General features: G+C 61.7%; 18 protein-coding genes. 6 read left to right on the plus strand and 12 right to left on the minus strand.

Features of this window, described 5'->3' with window-relative positions:
• Positions 1 to 13 precede the first annotated feature (13 nt).
• From fba to VM94_RS16615, 5 genes are all read right to left on the minus strand, one after another.
• Complete coding sequence (gene fba, locus VM94_RS16595; RefSeq protein ID WP_034746119.1) at positions 14 to 1,078, minus strand: class II fructose-bisphosphate aldolase; 1,065 nt, start codon at positions 1,076 to 1,078, stop codon at positions 14 to 16.
• Positions 1,079 to 1,157: 79 nt separating this feature from the next.
• Positions 1,158 to 2,606, minus strand: a complete 1,449-nt coding sequence (gene pyk / locus VM94_RS16600) for a pyruvate kinase (RefSeq protein WP_046684386.1) — start codon at positions 2,604 to 2,606, stop codon at positions 1,158 to 1,160.
• 113 nt (positions 2,607 to 2,719) lie between these two features.
• Positions 2,720 to 3,931, minus strand: coding sequence for a phosphoglycerate kinase (locus VM94_RS16605; protein WP_046684387.1), 1,212 nt, complete (start codon positions 3,929 to 3,931; stop codon positions 2,720 to 2,722).
• A gap of 77 nt (positions 3,932 to 4,008) precedes the next feature.
• Positions 4,009 to 4,359: an AzlD domain-containing protein gene (locus VM94_RS16610; RefSeq protein WP_046684388.1), complete on the minus strand. Its 351-nt coding sequence runs from the start codon at positions 4,357 to 4,359 to the stop codon at positions 4,009 to 4,011.
• Entirely contained in the window at positions 4,352 to 5,086 is a 735-nt protein-coding gene (locus tag VM94_RS16615) for an AzlC family ABC transporter permease (RefSeq protein WP_046684389.1), read from the minus strand. Before VM94_RS16615 ends, VM94_RS16610 begins: the two co-directional genes overlap by 8 nt.
• A 258-nt stretch (positions 5,087 to 5,344) precedes the next feature.
• On the opposite strand from VM94_RS16615, the gene VM94_RS16620 reads away from it, so the two are divergent.
• The 4 genes from VM94_RS16620 (at position 5,345) to VM94_RS16635 (ending at position 7,651) form a co-directional block, all read left to right on the plus strand.
• A complete protein-coding gene (locus VM94_RS16620; protein WP_034780619.1) occupies positions 5,345 to 5,539 on the plus strand; it encodes a zinc-finger domain-containing protein in 195 nt (64 codons plus the stop codon).
• 72 nt (positions 5,540 to 5,611) lie between these two features.
• Complete coding sequence (locus VM94_RS16625; RefSeq protein WP_034746103.1) at positions 5,612 to 6,037, plus strand: YybH family protein; 426 nt, start codon at positions 5,612 to 5,614, stop codon at positions 6,035 to 6,037.
• The gene (locus VM94_RS16630) at positions 6,037 to 7,062 is read left to right on the plus strand and encodes a YheT family hydrolase (RefSeq protein ID WP_046684390.1); all 1,026 of its coding nucleotides are present in this window, start codon (positions 6,037 to 6,039) and stop codon (positions 7,060 to 7,062) included. Before VM94_RS16625 ends, VM94_RS16630 begins: the two co-directional genes overlap by 1 nt.
• On the plus strand, positions 7,055 to 7,651 hold the full coding sequence (locus VM94_RS16635) for a DUF2946 family protein (RefSeq protein WP_046684391.1): 597 nt from the start codon (positions 7,055 to 7,057) through the stop codon (positions 7,649 to 7,651). Before VM94_RS16630 ends, VM94_RS16635 begins: the two co-directional genes overlap by 8 nt.
• Here the strand turns inward: VM94_RS16635 and VM94_RS16640 are convergent.
• Positions 7,648 to 9,237 (minus strand): beta-barrel assembly-enhancing protease, encoded by a 1,590-nt coding sequence (locus VM94_RS16640; protein WP_046684656.1) that lies wholly within the window; start codon positions 9,235 to 9,237, stop codon positions 7,648 to 7,650. The genes VM94_RS16635 and VM94_RS16640 overlap by 4 nt on opposite strands.
• A 186-nt stretch (positions 9,238 to 9,423) precedes the next feature.
• Here VM94_RS16640 and moaC point away from each other — a divergent pair, with 186 nt between their 5' ends.
• Complete coding sequence (gene moaC, locus VM94_RS16645; protein ID WP_034746095.1) at positions 9,424 to 9,930, plus strand: cyclic pyranopterin monophosphate synthase MoaC; 507 nt, start codon at positions 9,424 to 9,426, stop codon at positions 9,928 to 9,930.
• Here moaC and VM94_RS16650 read toward each other — a convergent pair whose 3' ends face one another.
• Complete coding sequence (locus VM94_RS16650) at positions 9,931 to 10,311, minus strand: DUF6713 family protein (protein ID WP_046684392.1); 381 nt, start codon at positions 10,309 to 10,311, stop codon at positions 9,931 to 9,933.
• A 162-nt stretch (positions 10,312 to 10,473) separates the two neighbouring features.
• Between VM94_RS16650 and VM94_RS16655 the strand changes: the two genes are divergently transcribed.
• The gene (locus tag VM94_RS16655; protein ID WP_046684393.1) at positions 10,474 to 11,196 is read left to right on the plus strand and encodes a flagellar brake protein; all 723 of its coding nucleotides are present in this window, start codon (positions 10,474 to 10,476) and stop codon (positions 11,194 to 11,196) included.
• A 20-nt stretch (positions 11,197 to 11,216) separates the two neighbouring features.
• Here VM94_RS16655 and VM94_RS16660 read toward each other — a convergent pair whose 3' ends face one another.
• The 5 genes from VM94_RS16660 to VM94_RS16680 all read right to left on the minus strand — a co-directional run bounded on the left by VM94_RS16660 (position 11,217) and on the right by VM94_RS16680 (position 16,410).
• Positions 11,217 to 11,765: a pilin gene (locus VM94_RS16660; RefSeq protein WP_409929621.1), complete on the minus strand. Its 549-nt coding sequence runs from the start codon at positions 11,763 to 11,765 to the stop codon at positions 11,217 to 11,219.
• 130 nt (positions 11,766 to 11,895) lie between these two features.
• Positions 11,896 to 12,777, minus strand: coding sequence for a succinate--CoA ligase subunit alpha (sucD, locus tag VM94_RS16665; protein WP_034746085.1), 882 nt, complete (start codon positions 12,775 to 12,777; stop codon positions 11,896 to 11,898).
• A gap of 13 nt (positions 12,778 to 12,790) precedes the next feature.
• Positions 12,791 to 13,960, minus strand: coding sequence for an ADP-forming succinate--CoA ligase subunit beta (gene sucC, locus VM94_RS16670; protein ID WP_046684394.1), 1,170 nt, complete (start codon positions 13,958 to 13,960; stop codon positions 12,791 to 12,793).
• Positions 13,961 to 14,032: 72 nt separating this feature from the next.
• On the minus strand, positions 14,033 to 14,593 hold the full coding sequence (locus tag VM94_RS16675) for a DUF2889 domain-containing protein (protein WP_046684395.1): 561 nt from the start codon (positions 14,591 to 14,593) through the stop codon (positions 14,033 to 14,035).
• A gap of 278 nt (positions 14,594 to 14,871) precedes the next feature.
• Complete coding sequence (locus tag VM94_RS16680) at positions 14,872 to 16,410, minus strand: class I SAM-dependent methyltransferase (RefSeq protein ID WP_046684396.1); 1,539 nt, start codon at positions 16,408 to 16,410, stop codon at positions 14,872 to 14,874.
• Between the last annotated feature and the right edge of the window lie 137 nt (positions 16,411 to 16,547).

Below are 16,547 nucleotides of genomic sequence, written 5' to 3' on the forward strand. Positions count from 1 at the left end.
TCCAGACAGAATTTTACTTCACAATTTGCGACAGCTCGCCGGCCTTGTAGCGCTCGGCCATTTTTTCCAGTGGCATGGCCTTGATTTTCGACGCCTGGCCTTCGCAGCCGAATGCCTGCATGCGGGCGCGCACGATTTGCTCTGCAGCAAGGCGGGCTGGCTTCAGGTAGTCGCGCGGGTCGAATTTCGACGGGTTTTCAAACAGGTATTTGCGGATCGCGGCCGTCATCGCCAGGCGGATGTCGGTGTCGATGTTGATCTTGCGCACGCCGTGACGGATGCCTTCCTGGATTTCCTCGACTGGCACGCCGTAGGTTTCCTTCATGTCGCCGCCGAATTCGCGGATGATGGCCAGCAATTCCTGCGGCACCGACGAGGAACCGTGCATCACCAGGTGGGTGTTCGGGATGCGCGCATGGATTTCCTTGATGCGGTCGATGGCCAGGATATCGCCCGTCGGCTTGCGCGTGAATTTGTAGGCGCCGTGCGAGGTGCCGATGGCGATCGCCAGGGCATCGCACTGGGTGCGCTGCACGAAGTCGGCCGCTTGCGCCACGTCCGTCAGCAGTTGCTCGCGGGTCATGGTGCCGTCGGCGCCGTGGCCGTCTTCCTTGTCGCCCTTCATGGTTTCCAGCGAACCGAGCACGCCCAGTTCCGCTTCCACCGTCACGCCGATGGCGTGCGAGAATTTCACCACTTCACGCGACACTTCCACGTTGTATTCGTAGGAGGCGACCGACTTGCCGTCCGCTTCCAGCGAACCGTCCATCATCACGGAAGTGAACCCCGAGCGGATGGCGGCCATGCAGACGGCCGGCGACTGGCCGTGATCCTGGTGCATGACGACAGGGATGTGCGGATACGCTTCGACGGCGGCGTCGATCAGGTGGCGCAGGAACGCTTCACCGGCGTACTTGCGCGCGCCAGCGGACGCTTGCATGATCACCGGCGAGTTCAGCGCATCGGCGGCAGCCATGATGGCTTGCACTTGCTCCAGGTTGTTGACGTTGAAAGCAGGAATGCCATAACCGTTTTCGGCGGCATGGTCCAGCAGTTGACGCATGGATACGAGAGACATGGTAATACTCCAGATAACAATAGAAACCGTTGCGGCGCTTCGCGGTCAATGACCGCGGCGGCGCCTGAATTCTTGGACCTTAGTCGAATTCGCCGACCTTCACAATCTTCAAGGCATTCGTGCCGCCCACCTGGCCCATCGGCTCACCCCAGGTGACGACGATCATGTCGCCCTTGCGGACGATGCCCTGCGCCACCAGCAGCTCTTCCGCCTGCTTCAGCACTTGCGCGCTGGGGGCGTTCTGCATCAGATGATACGCCCGAACATTGCGGTACAGCGCGGCTTTGCGCAAAGTCGTCACGCTGGGAGTCAATGCATAGATCGGCGTGTCGATGCTGTGGCGGCTCATCCACAAGGCGGTGGAACCGGATTCCGTCAGCGCCACGATGGCTTTGACGCGCAAATGGTGGGCCGTAAACAGGGCGCCATACGCGATCGACTGGTCGATGCGGGTAAAGGTGACGTTAAGGAAATCGGCGTCGAGCTTGTTGTATTCGGACTGTTCCGCTTCCACGCAGATGGCCGCCATCATTTCCACCGTCTCGATCGGGTACTTGCCCGAGGCCGTCTCGGCCGACGTCATGACGGCGTCCGTGCCGTCGAGCACTGCATTGGCCACGTCGGACACTTCCGCGCGGGTCGGCACGGCGTTGACGATCATCGATTCCATCATCTGCGTGGCAGTAATGGCTAATTTGTTCGACGCGCGCGCCATCTTGATCATGCGCTTTTGCAAGGCCGGCACGGCCGCGTTACCCACTTCCACGGCCAGGTCGCCACGGGCCACCATGATGCCGTCGGAAGCATCGAGGATTTCTTGCAGCGCAGGGATCGCTTCCGCGCGCTCGATCTTGGCGATCATCATCGGCTTGTGATGGTAGGGCTCGCCGGCGATATTGGCCAGCTGGCGCGCCATTTCCATGTCGGTCGCGCATTTTGGGAAGGAAATGGCCAGATAGTCGGCCTGGAAACTCATGGCCGTCTTGATATCTTCCATATCCTTGGCCGTCAGCGCGGGCGCGGACAGGCCGCCACCTTGGCGGTTGATGCCCTTGTTGTTCGACAACTCGCCGCCGATCTTGACGGTGGTGTGGATTTCGCTGCCGTGGATGCGCTCGACGATCAGCACGATCAGGCCGTCATTGAGCAGCAGTACGTCGCCTTTGTGCAAGTCGCGCGGCAAGGCTTTATAGTCGAGGCCGACTCTTTCCTGGTTGCCCAGTTCGCCGTTTTCGCCCCACTTGGCGTCGAGGATGAAGCGCTCGCCCGCTTCAAGTTGGATGCGCGTGTTTTCAAACTTGCCGACACGAATCTTCGGCCCTTGCATATCGGCCATGATGGCCACTTCGCGCCCGCACTCGGCCGCCGCCAGGCGCACCAGCGCCGCACGGTCGATATGGTCTTGCGCCTTGCCGTGGGAAAAATTCAAGCGCACCACGTCGACGCCCGCACGTATCATTTTGACCAGAATATCGAAGTCAGTGGAAGCGGGGCCGATTGTTGCTACGATTTTTGTACCGCGTGGCATAGGATTCCTTGTGCGCGAGCGAAGGTGAGCAAGACCTGGCGGCTGAGCCGCCCGGCAAGGTAAAAGCGCAGCGGTCAGGCTGCGCTTGGTACTGAACTGCTAACGGCAGCGCCTCAAGCGGCGCGTTGCATCAGGATCTCAACTGCTGGGAGCGTCTTGCCTTCCAGGAATTCCAGGAAAGCGCCGCCACCGGTCGAGATATAGCTGATTTTATCGGTAATGTCATATTTGGCAATCGCCGCCAGGGTGTCACCACCGCCGGCAATAGAGAATGCTTTCGAATCGGCAATGGCCAGGGCCAGGGTCTTGGTGCCGTTGCCGAACTGGTCGAATTCGAACACGCCCACGGGGCCGTTCCACACGATGGTGCCGGCGGCAGCGATCTGCTGCGCCAGCAGGGCAGCCGTTTTCGGGCCGATATCGAGGATCATGTCGTCGTCAGCCACGTCGGCCACATCCTTGACGGTAGCCACGGCCGTAGGCGAAAACTCCTTGGCGCACACGACGTCGACGGGAATCGGCACTTGCGCGCCCCGCTTGGCCATGATCTCGATGATGGCTTTCGCCTCTTCAACGAGTTCCGCTTCCACCAGCGACTTGCCGACATTCAAGCCGACGGCTTTCATGAAGGTGTTGGCGATGCCGCCGCCAACGATCAGGTTATCGACCTTGTCGGAAAGGGCTTTCAAAATGGTCAGCTTGCTCGACACTTTCGAACCGGCAACGATAGCCAGCAATGGGCGGGCTGGGGCGTGCAGCGCTTTCCCCAGCGCATCGAGTTCGGCGGCCAGCAGCGGGCCGGCGCAGGCGACGGGGGCGAACTTGGCGATGCCGTGCGTGGACGCTTCGGCGCGGTGGGCCGTGCCGAACGCGTCATTGACGTAGATGTCGCACAATTTGGCCATTTTTTGCGCCAGCTCATCGCTGTTTTTCTTTTCGCCCTTGTTGACGCGCACGTTTTCCAGCAAGACCACTTGGCCGGCGGCCAGGTTTTCCAGGCCGGCGCCATCGATCCAGTTTTGTTTCAATGCAACTTCCTGGCCCAGCAGTTCGGACAGGCGGGCGGCCACGGGCGCCAGGCTGTCGGCGGGCTTGAACTCGCCTTCCGTCGGACGGCCCAGGTGCGACGTCACCATGACGGCAGCACCAGCGTCGAGGGCGGCGCGGATGGCCGGCACCGAGGCGCGGATGCGCGTATCTTCGGTGATCTTGCCACTGTCATCTTGCGGGACGTTCAGGTCGGCGCGGATAAACACGCGCTTGCCTTGCAGTGCATTTTGGGCGATCAAATCTTGCAGACGGATGAAGTTGAGAACAGCTGACATGGCGATCCAGATGACGAGTGGAAGGAAGTGCGCTATTTTACCGCAATGACCAGACCAAATCCCCGATTTGTCCTGCTTTACTGAAAAACATGCAACAGTCGCAAGCCCGTGAAAACCAGCATGCCGAAGACGATGGTTTGCAGCATATTGCGGCGAATCACGAAAAAGAGCGTGGCGGCAATACCCGACAAGAGTTTCAAATTGGATAAGTCGAAGTGCACTTGCTGCCCCTCCATCAGCATGTCGGGCGCGATGATGGCGGCCAGCGCGCAGGCCGGCGCATAGCGCAGCATCTCGCCCACGCGGCGGGGGATGGTGACGTGGTGGCCGATCAGCCAGAAGGTGCTGCGCGTGGCGGCCGTCGCCACCACCAGCACGGCAATGGCGATCCACACGTCTGCCCTGCCCCAGTCGATGCCGTCAAACATGGCGTTTTGTCCATTTTTCTGTCAATTCTTCCACGGCCATGGCGCTGACCATGCCCACCACGACGGCCACCAGCAAGCCCAGCTTGTACGGCAGGCTGAAGGCCAGCACAGCCACCGCGCCCGCCACCAGCACGCCGCACAGGGCGGCGCGGCTGAGGATCAGCGGCACCGTCACGCACAGGATCGCCAGGGTGCCGGCAAAGCCCAGCCCCCACTCGGCCGGCACGACGGCGCCCAGCACGATGCCGATGAAGGAACCGATTTGCCAGGCCAGCCAGTTGGGGTAAATCAAGCCTTTCAGGAAAGGCAACTTGGCCGGGTCCGGCGTTTCATGGGGGTAGCGTTGCAGGAACAGGCCCACCGTGATGTCGCCGGCCACATAGCCGAGCGCAAAGCGCTGGCGCCATGGCAGATGGGCGAAATGGGGAGCCAGCAGCACGGAAAAGATAACAAAACGCAAATTGACGACGAGGGCCGTGGCGAAGATCACCCACACGGGCGCCTGCGCCGCCAGCAGGGGCAAGGACGCGAGCTGGGCCGAGCCGGCAAAGACAAACAGGGTCATGGCCCCCGCCTGCGCGACCGTCAGGCCGCTTTTCACCATGGCCACGCCCACCACCATGCCCCAGGCGGCGATGCCCAGCAAGGTGGGTGCACCCAGGTTCAGGCCGGCGCGCCAGGCATCTTTCAGCAGGGCGTCGTCCTTGGCGGCCGGGACGGCGTTCACGCGGCGCTCCGGCTCAGGGAGTGTGGTAACTGCACAACAATGGTGCGCGGAGAAAAGCTCCGCAACGGTGATACCGGCAAGGCAAATCCAGTCAGGGTGGCGCTGCAGCTGCCATATTTCCGCAAAAATCCGCGCCGCAGCCGAAGATGATCGAGCCGCCATTTTAGCCATGATTTTTGCTGTCTGCCTGAATCCGTTAAAATCGTGCTTTTGGCAGCAGCCGACTTCCTTCCATACAGCCTCACGGAGCATGACAAGATGACAAAAACCACCCAGCCAGCGGTCGAACTCGACAGTAAAGACTTGCCAGCCCACTGCCCTAACCCGGCCATGCCGCTGTGGTCGTCGCATCCGCGTGTGTTCCTGGAATTCAACAAGGATGGTATCGCCAAGTGCCCTTACTGCGGCACGGCCTACACCCTGAAGGAAGGCGCCAGCGCCGGCCATCATTAAACTGCCCAGCGGCGCGCCCCCAGCGCGCCGTTTTTATTTGCATCAAGTTATACCGATCAGCCCGGAGTCGTCATGAAACGTCTGAAAGAACTCAATGGCAGCGCCGCCGAAGTCGAAGCGGCGTTCTACGATGCCTTGCACCGCGCCGATCTCGAAGCGCTGATGGCGCTATGGGCCGACGATGAAGAGATCGTCTGCATCCACCCGGGCGGCGCGCGCCTGATCGGCCATGCCGCCATCCGCGCCTCGTGGGAAACCATCCTGGCGGGCGGCGGCCTGCACATCGTGCCGGCGCAGCTGCATGAAACGCATAATCTGATGAGTTCAGTGCACACGGTGATCGAAGGCGTGACCCAGGAAGAAGGCGGTCCGGCGCACCTGCTGGCAACAAACGTATATGTGAAAACCCCGCGCGGCTGGCGCATCGTGCTGCACCACGCTTCCATCGCCCCCGGTGGCGCACCGGCCGACGCCGCGGGGACGCAGATCCTGCACTGATGGCTTTGTCTCTTTCCTACACCGCACCGCTGTGGCTGCCTGGCGGCCACGCGCAGACGATTTATCCGGCCGTATGCCTCGCCAAGCCGGCCGTGGCTTTCCGCCGCGAACGCTGGCAAGCGCCCGATGGCGATTTCGTCGACGTCGACCTGGTCGACGGCCAGCCGGGCCAGCCCTTCGTGGTCCTGTTCCACGGCCTGGAAGGCTCGTCAAACAGCCATTACGCGCGCGCCCTGATGGCCGAGGTGGCCGCGCGCGGCTGGTCGGGCGCCGTGCCGCATTTTCGCGGCTGCTCGGGCGAAGCAAACCTGGCGCCCCGCTTTTACCATTCGGGCGATGCGCAGGAAGTGGACTGGATCGTGCAGCGCCTGCGCCCGCGCGCCACGGGAAAATTCTACGCGGCCGGCGTTTCGCTGGGCGGCAACGCCCTGCTGTGCTGGCTGGGCCAGTCGCAGCACCAGGCCGATTTCATCGATGCGGCAGCGGCCGTGTCCGCCCCGCTGGACCTGGCGCAGGGAGGCAAGGCCCTGTCTTCGGGCGCCAACCGGCTCTACACGCGCATGTTCCTGAACACCTTGAAACCGAAATGCCTGGCCAAGCTGGAACAGTTTCCCGGCCTGTTTGCGCGCGACGCCATGCTGGCCGCGCGCGATTTGCACGCCTTCGACAATGTCGTCACGGCGCCCCTGCACGGCTACCGCGACGCCGACGATTACTGGCACCGCGCCAGCGCCAAGCACGTCTTGCAAGACATTACCGTGCCGACCCTGGTACTGAATGCGCAAAACGATCCTTTCCTGCCCGGGCGCTTCTTGCCGCGCAGCGCCGCGCCGAACGTCACGCTCGAGTATCCGCGCCACGGCGGCCACGTCGGCTTTGCGGCCGGCAAGCTGCCGGGAAGCACACGCTGGCTGCCGCAACGGCTGCTCTCCTTTTTTGAAAACGGCAACATGGCGCCGTCCGCACCGCAAAGCTGGCACGCTGGCGGTGCACGCACTCACACGGAAAACGCTACACATGGATGAACTCGTCAAACAGGCCCTGGCCAAATGGCCGAACGTGCCCCACTGCTACGGCTGGCTGGGCCTGGACGCGCGCGGCCACTGGCGCATGCGCGACCAACAGGCGCAACAGCAACAACTGCCCGGCGACAAGATCGTCCATGCGGCCCTGTTGAATTTCATCAATCGCAATTACGCCCAGGACGAACGCGGCTGCTGGTTTTTCCAGAACGGCCCGCAGCGCGTGTATGTGAATCTCGAAGCGACGCCGTATATCGCCCGCAGCGATCCACAGCACGGTTTTGTCTTGCAGACGGGCGCGCCGCTGGAACAGATCGAGCAAGTGTATTGGTGCGACGACGGCATGCTGATCTTGCGCCACGGCGATATCGTGGCGCAGGTCGACGACCGCGACATTTCGCAAGTGCTGGACACGCTGCACTTCGATGGACAGGTGGCCAGCGACGACGACTTGCTGACCTGGCTGCAAGAACGCCGGGGCAAGCTGACTTTATTACATGAAGGCAAGGAGATTGCCGTGCAGCCGCTGCGCTACGATGACGTGCCGCAAACCTTCGGCTTCCAGCAGGTGCCGCAAGCCGATCAGGACTAGCTCTTCTGGTCCTTGATCTGTTCGCGGCGCTTTTCCTGCAGTTCACGTTCGCGCGCATCGATCACGGCCTGGTCATAAAAGGTCGCGTCCGTCGATTTGCGGGCGATCGTCAGCTGGTCCAGCGCGGCCATGGTGGCACCCTGCAGCACGTAAGATTCGGCCAGCGCCATGTGCTGCAAGGTCATCTTGCCCTGGTCCGCATAGGCTTTCGCCAGTAAATCGTACAGTTCCGGCTCTTCCTTGTAGAGCTGCACCTGCTCGCGCAAATACACAGTTGATTGCTCCAGCTTGCCGGCCGCCATCAGCGCTTCCGCATACTGGTGGGCAATGCCGCGCGAGAGGGGAAATTGCTGGCGCGCAGCATCGGCCGCTTTCAGAGCCTGTTGCGCCACTTCCTTCTTTTGCGCCGGCATCAGCAGCACTTCCAGCCCCATCGCCGTCAGCAAGGAATTGGGCGCCTGCGTGCCGCCCGAGGTAAACACATTCGGCCCGGCCGGCTGGTGCAGGGCCGCATTGGCCGCATCGAGTTCCTTTTGCGCCTCCACCGGCTTGCCCTGCTTGACGGCGACGAAGGACAAGCCGTAATGGGCGGCTGTCACCTGGAAGCGGCTTTGCTGTTCCAGCTGCGTCTTGAAGACGGCCTTGGCGTTCAACAGGCCTTGCACGCTTTCATCTTGCAGCACGCGCGCGCGCGCGCGGGCCAGGTGGAAACTCAGACTGTCCGCCCGCTGCTTGTACGGCTGCTCGCGGATGCGTGCCTGGATGTCGGCGATGCGTTCCGTCGTCAGCGGGTGGGTCTGCAGATAGGCGGGCATCAAGTCGCTGTACGAACGGCTGGCCGCCTGCATGCGGCCGAAGAAGGCCACCATGCCGGTGGTGTCGAAACCGGCCTCGCCCATGATCTGGAAACCGATGCGGTCCGCCTCGCGTTCGGCGTCGCGGCCGAAATTGAGCTGGCGCTGGATGGCCAGACCCTGACCGGCGGCAAACACGCCCATGGCCACGTCGCCGCCCGCGCGCGACGCGAGCGCCGCCAGCAGCATGGCCGCCAGCGGCATCAGGGCGTCCTGGCGCTGCTGGCCCAGCATGCGCGCGATATGGCGCTGCGCCACATGGCCGATCTCGTGCGACAGCACGGACGCCAGTTCCGCCTCCGTTTGCGCCGCCAGCACCAGGGCCGAGTGCACGCCGATGAAGCCGCCGGGCAAGGCAAACGCGTTCAACTGGGGATCGCGCACGGCAAAGAAAAAATAGTCGTAATTCGTTTCACCGCGCACGCTGGGGCGCGCCGCCACGAGCGCGTTGCCGAAGGTATTCAGGTACTCGAGCAGGGGCGCGTCGTCGAGGTAGTCGCGGTCGCCGCGGATGCCGCGCATGATTTCCTCGCCGATCTTGCGCTCCATCGCCGGCGACAGGTCTTCGCGCGACGTGTCCCCCAGGTTCGGCAGGTTCGGCGCCGGCGGCACGGGTAGCTGCGTCCAGCTGCCGGCCGGCTTGGCCGGCGCACTGGCAGCCGGCACCGCTGGCGCGGACGTATAGGTTTGCGCCAGCGCACAGGGCGCAGCAATGCAGAAGGCGGCCAGCACCGACGCGCGACGCGCGCCGTGCAACCATGCCGCGCCGGCGTTTTCAGGGAGGGTCGGAAGGGAAGTTTTTGAATTCACGGGTGCTATCATACCTTGTTCGCGGCCCCCATTCCCACGCGCCATGCCAGTGGCATGACGTCGTGTCCAGGCGTGCCGCGCCCCCCTTTTCTCACCTATTTTGACGCCATGACAACAGCAGACAAGCAAGCCCCCGCCGGAGAACTGACCCATTTCGACGCCACGGGCCAGGCCCATATGGTCGACGTGGGCAGCAAGGAAGACACACGCCGCAGCGCCGTGGCCGCCGGCACCATCCGCATGCAACCGGCCACCCTGGCATTGATCATTTCCGGCAATGCAAAGAAGGGCGACGTGCTGGGCATTGCCCGCATCGCCGCCATCATGGGCGCCAAGCGCACGAGCGACCTGATTCCCCTGTGCCACCCACTGGCCCTCACGCGCGTCACCGTCGATTTTGAAGTGGATGAAGCGGCCAACAGCGTGCACTGCCGCGCCCAGGTCGACACGACGGGCAAGACGGGCGTGGAAATGGAAGCGCTCACGTCCGTGCAGATCGGCTTGTTGACGATCTACGACATGTGCAAGGCCGTCGACCGGGGCATGGTCATGACGAATGTGCGCGTGCTGGAAAAGCATGGCGGCAAGTCGGGCGACTGGCACGCAGAAGTGTAACTATGCCGCCTGGCGCGCCAGTTGGCCCCGGACGCGGCGCAAGTCGCGCAGCAGCCACACGCCACTGGCCAGGCACAGCGCGATGATGGCCATGGACAGGGGCAAGTGGAATTGCTCCAGCCCTGCCAGCGCAAAGCCGGCATGGATCAGGCAAGTGCCCACGCCCAGCGCGGCGCAGATGCCCGCATACAGGGGCGCCTGCGGAGTGGCCAGCAGCACGTGCCGGTAACCGGCCAGCACCAGGGCAATGGCCGCCAGGTTAAACACGAGAAAACCCTGCACGCCGCCCGGCACATGAAACATTTCCCACTCTTTCCAGTAGGCAGCGTCGATTTGATGCAAGATCAGGAACAACATGGTCCAGAAGTAGCTGCGCGGCATAAGATTTACATTCGTCAATATTGATCCTATTGTAAAGCCTGCACCGAGCACCTGCATGTGCCCATGGCACTTTCGATGCAAAAATGAATTTCATTGATATAAATGCTTTTTCATCAAGAAATCATGCATACTGCGAGTCGTCCATATCCACATGAGCATCGCATGACAAGCAACAAGCCCGCCGCGGAAACCAAGCTCCAGGACTTCGACTTCGAGGCCATGAATCTGCAAGTGGGGGGACGCATCCAGTTCATCACGCACCGCACCATCAAACCCATCCAGCATTTCTCGACCGTCATCGGCTATGTGAAAGACGAGTACCTGATCGTCAAGATTCCCATGGAAAACGGCGCGTCCATCGTGCTCAACGAAGGCGACAAGCTGACCATCCGCGTGTTTTCCGGCGTCACCGTCTGTTCCTTTTCCTGCAGCGTGCTGCGCCTCTTCGGCCGCCCGCTCAACTATGTCCACCTGAGCTTTCCCGACGCCATCCAGGGCACCAGCCTGCGCACGGCCATGCGCGTGAAAGTGGAAATTCCGGCACAGCTGAGCTACCGCGACGTGGCGGCCGTGCCCGTGTTCATCGTCAATCTCAGCGTCACGGGCGCGCTGATCGAGGCGCCCAGCATGCTCACGCCCGATGACGAAGGCGTGGCACTGAGCTTTACCCTGCTGGTGCAGCCGAACAAGCACCAGATGCGCGTCAACACGCGCGCCCGCATCCAGAACGTCAGCGTGGGCAAGCCGTCGAACGGCCACGCCGCCGGGGTGGCCGAAATCTATACGTACGGCGTGCAATTCATCGATCTGGAACCGACCCACTACACCTTGCTGCAAAACCTCACCTACGAAGCGCTGATCGCGGACCGGCAAAAAATCGTCTAGACCCAGCTGGCAAGCACCACTTACAGCGTCGATGTCACGACGGGAATATTGTTTTTGGTAATCGCTTCCTTCGCTGCCGGATTCGTCACGGTGGTGCTATTGAACCAGGTCAGGCTGCTGGTACCCGGCTTCATGGTCATCGTCACTGTTTGTCCACCGATACCCGTGCCCAGGTCGGCCGCCAGGGTCAGCACGATATCGCCCTTGCTCACTGTGGCGCTGGCCACTTCGCGCGTGGCACTGAACACGGGGATGGCGCTGGGCACACTCTCGGTGGGCGTGCTGCAGGCGGCCGCCTCGCCGCCATTTTCCTGCACACACAGGGCCACGGCCGTTTTCAAGGGTGCGGCCGCCGCCAGCACATTGCTGACCTTGGCCCGCATCGTATAGTCGCCATACTGGGGAATGGCCACGGCCGCCAGGATGCCGGCGATGGCCACCACGATCATCAGTTCTATCAAGGTAAATCCGCTTTGCGCGCGCATCGTATCCTCCCATTGTGCATTGCTCGTGCCGTGCATGGTGCAAGCGCCATGCCAGCGGCGCGCGCGGGCGGCGGCGGTACGCATGGCAAGAAAAACGACACATTTGGGCGGGTTCGGACCAGCGCCGTCCGCCTAGAGCGGGAATCGGCCTGTCTTGCGGACAAAAAAAAAGGAGCCGAAGCTCCTTTTTTGTACTGCGGTGACCAGGCTGGAATTACAGCATGGCTTTCAGCAGACGCGCCATTTCCGACGGGTTTTTGGTCACGGTGATGCCGCAAGCTTCCATGATTTCCAGCTTGGCTTGTGCCGTATCGGCACCGCCCGAGATCAGCGCGCCGGCGTGGCCCATGCGCTTGCCTGGAGGAGCCGTCACGCCAGCGATGAAGCCAACGACCGGTTTTTTCATGTTGTCTTTGATCCAATAAGCCGCGTTGGCTTCGTCCGGACCACCGATTTCGCCGATCATGATGACCGCGTCGGTATCTGGATCATCATTGAACATCTTCATGATGTCGATGTGCTTCAGACCGTTGATCGGGTCGCCGCCGATGCCGACTGCCGACGATTGGCCCAGGCCCAGTGCGGTCAATTGACCCACTGCTTCATAGGTCAGGGTGCCCGAACGGGACACCACGCCGATACGGCCCTTCTTGTGGATGTGACCTGGCATGATGCCGATCTTGATTTCGTCTGGCGTGATCAGGCCTGGGCAGTTAGGGCCCAGCAGCAAGGTTTTGCTGTTGGCTTTGGCCATGCGGTCTTTCAGGGCCATCATGTCGCGGACAGGAATGCCTTCGGTGATGCAAATGGCCAGATCCATTTCAGCTTCGACAGCTTCCCAGATCGCCGCTGCCGCGCCTGCTGGCGGCACGTAGATCACGGAAACGTTGGCGCCGGTTTCTTTTTTCGCTTCGGTAACGTTAGCGAAAATAGGAATGCCTTCGAAATCTTCGCCGGCTTTCTTCGGGTTCACGCCTGCCACGAAGGCAGCTTTGCCGTTCGCGTAGTCGCGGCAACCGCGGGTGTGGAACTGGCCGGTCTTGCCGGTGATCCCTTGGGTAACGACTTTGGTATCTTTATTGATCAGAATGGACATGTTGATTCCTTAATTAAGCTTGACCGGCAGCAGCGGCAACGACGCTCTTGGCTGCATCTTCCATGGTGTCGGCTGCGATGATAGGCAGACCGGAATCGGCCAGCATCTTTTTGCCCAGGTCTTCGTTGGTGCCCTTCATGCGCACGACCAGTGGCACGTTCAGCGAGACGGCTTTCACTGCGGCGATGACGCCTTCAGCGATCACGTCGCAACGCATGATGCCGCCGAAAATGTTCACCAGGATGGCTTTCAGGCCTGGGTTTTTCAGCATGATCTTGAACGCTTCGGTGACTTTTTCTGCCGTGGCGCCGCCGCCGACGTCCAGGAAGTTGGCTGGCTCGCCGCCGAACAGCTTGATAGTGTCCATGGTGGCCATGGCCAGGCCGGCGCCGTTCACCAGGCAACCGATGTTGCCGTCGAGCGAGATGTAGGCGAGGTCGAATTTCGACGCTTCGATTTCAGCTGGATCTTCTTCGTCCAGATCGCGCAGGGCGACGATTTCCGGGTGACGGAACAGGGCGTTCGGGTCAAAGTTGAACTTGGCGTCCAGGGCGATGACTTTGCCGCTGCCGGTAACGATCAGCGGGTTGATCTCGGCCAGCGAGCAGTCGGTTTCCCAGTACGCTTTGTACAGGCCTTGCAGGTTGACGCGTGCGTCGGCGATGGAACCGGCAGGCACGCCGATTTTGGCGGCGATGTCGTCTGCCTGGGCATCGGTCAGGCCTACGCCCGGATCGATGGTCACGTGGTGGATCTTCTCCGGGTGGCTCTCGGCCACTTCTTCGATGTCCATGCCGCCTTCGGACGACGCCATCAGGACGATTTTCTGGGTAACGCGGTCGGTGACCAGCGAAACGTACAGTTCTTGTTTGATGTCGGCGCCTTCTTCCACCAGCAGGCGGTTGACTTTCTGGCCTTCGGCGCTGGTCTGATGCGTGATCAGCTGCATGCCCATGATCTGGTCAGCGTATTCCTTGACCTGTTCCATCGATTTTGCCACTTTCACGCCGCCGCCCTTGCCGCGGCCACCTGCGTGGATCTGCGCCTTGACAACCCACACCGGGCCGCCCAGGGTTTCCGCAGCCTTGACGGCTTCTTCGACGGACATGCACGGAATACCGCGTGGTACCGTCACTCCGAATTGCCGGAGGATTTCTTTGGCTTGATACTCATGGATTTTCATGCTGGCTTCCCTTCTGATACTGATGTGTAAAAATACGGTTAGTGGTGCAAAAAAAACAGGTAAGCGCCGGGGTCACGCTTTGGCTACCCAGCGCGGGTAATACTGTGCAACCGCCCCGCCATCGGTGCGCAGGGCGTGGCATTTGTCGAGTTGAAACGGCTTTTCATGCGGCAAATCAGCATTCTCACCGTCGCGGGTCGACCAGACATCGCCGGCAAATGCCTGAACCGTCGCAGTCGGCAAGACTTGCGCCAGTTCGGTCAAATGGGTACAGCCGGCGATTCCCGCCAGGCGCTGTTTCAAGTCGCGGCGGAAATTCTTCAATAAATTCAGACCGATCAAGGCCCGGTAAGCGGGGCCGATGGTATCGCAAAAACCGGGATAAGGCACGGCATCGGAGGCAGCTTCGGCCTCGACAATGGTCAGTTCGCGATCGACGGTAATGCGCAAGTGGAGGTCATGCAGAGGGGCGCCGGCGGGACGGAGGCCGGAGGCCAGGGTCGCGTCATAGCTTTTGATGTCGGTGATATGGGCGTCAATATCCCACAGGCCGTCGTCGCGCACATACGCTTGGACGTCGATAACGCGGGAGTGCCGTAGGGCGCGCCGGGATACGGGAATTGACAGGGGCATAAGACCGATGCCGCTTGCGCGGCCATAATTAGTAAGCAGCCATGTGCATAAAGCACGCTGTTCGCAGCTTCTACGAACAGCAACCGCACCTGCGGCGCCGCAAAAACCCTAAAAGTGTAGCACACAGGGCGCTAGTTGCGCCGCAACATAATTTTTTATTGGTCTGGCCGCCCGCCGCAAATTATTAATGAAAATCGCAAAATGAATGACAAGCATTCACAATATGAATAACCTGGATGCGGGTATGCGGGCACCGGCAAGCTGGCCGGCGCCGCGCCTCAGTCTGTCACGCCCAGTACGCGCAAGATGGGCAAGCTACGCGCAGAGAAATACTGTGCGTGCGCCAGCAGTTCGGCCAGGTTTTCATCTTCCGTCAACAAGGGCTGCCCGTCCTTCGTCAGCAGCTGCTTCAGACGCAGCAACACCGGCCATGTCGCGGCCACCCATTCTTGCGGCGTTGAACAACCTTGCAGTTTCGCCCACAGGAACAGCTGTTGTAAATGCGGTACAGCCACGCCGCTACCCGTCAGGGGACTGGCGAGGATGGTCAAATCGGTTCTTGCCAGTGCCTGTTCCAGCAGGTGCGCATTCAGGCGCGCCGTCTGCGGTCGCGCCACGGCAATGTCGGCCTCGTCCTGGACAGCCAGCACGCTGCCCTTGCTGACCAGCACCAGCATGATCTGCAGCAAGGCGGCCAGGCTGGCTTCGCTGCCCGCCAGTTGCTGCTCCAGTTCGCCTATCGTGTACACGCGATGGTCGGCCATGGCATCGAGCACGGGCGCATACACGCGCTCATCCATATCGGCGTCGCCCAGCACGCCATGCACGCTCAACACCACTTCGTCGCGCGGCACGGCCAGCATCACGCGCACGGCTCGCAAGGCGCTGGCCTGGGCAAACGGCGTCAGCCTGCGCGCGCCCTTGACCCAATAGTCTTTACGGAACTGCTCGTTGACGAGGAAGGCGCGCGTCGTCTCGCGGAAGACGGGATCGGGTATCTCGGCCAGGAATTGCTGGTGCTCGGCCGTCAGGTTCAGCATGTCGACCAGAGCGGTATAGGTGGCGGACGCGGCAAACTCGAGCTTGGCTTCGCCCAGCATGGCCGCGACGCTGGAAAAGGCCATCGGCTGCCAGTCGGCATTGAAATACTCGTGGGCAAGATAATGTCCATCCATCGCCTTGAGCTTGTCGATGCGGTCCGCCAGGAGCGGGTTGGCCTCCAGGAAGCGCGGTTGCGCGGCGATCATCCTGTCGACGAAATCGATGGCGCCAGCGACTCTGGCCAGCACGCCTTGGCCCGGGGCGCTCATGACACGGCTATGTTCGGCCATCAGGTCGCGCATCGGCATCATGGCGGCCCAGCCTGGCTGCGTGTTGTAACTGATGAAGACGACACCGCCCACTTTCAGCTTGCGCCGCAGGAAGTCGACGATGAGCGCGCGATTGTCCGCCGAGACCCAGCTCCAGATCCCGTGCAGGCAGATAAAGTCGAAATCGGGCAAGTCGTCGCGACAGCAAAACTGCGCGAACGATTCGTCCGTGAACTGCGCGCCGGCGCCGGCCGCGCTGGCCAGCTCCTGCGCAAAGGCGGCCTGGGATGGATTGAAATCATTGCCATGCCAGCGTGTGGAGGACGCCGCCGCATGGATGTTGGCGCTGATGCCCTGGCCAAAGCCCAGCTCGCAAGCCGTGCCGCTGTCCGGCAAGGCAAGCCCGGCAGCCAGCAGGGGCAGCCGCAGGCGCAGAGGATTCAGTTCTTCGTAATAACCATAGGTATAGGCGATTTCGGCCACATAGCCGGCATTCCAGTTGCTCATCTTGCATCCTGTCACGGTCAGTGTTGCTGCGCATCGCACAGCGTTCGAGCGCCAGCATACCCGATCGCGCGGCATCGCCATACGGGAAACAGACGGCGTTTGAAAGCGCAGTTCATGGCGGCACGGCCGGGGCGGCC

The organism is Janthinobacterium sp. KBS0711 (assembly GCF_000988085.1).
GTDB lineage: Bacteria > Pseudomonadota > Gammaproteobacteria > Burkholderiales > Burkholderiaceae_D > Janthinobacterium > Janthinobacterium lividum_E.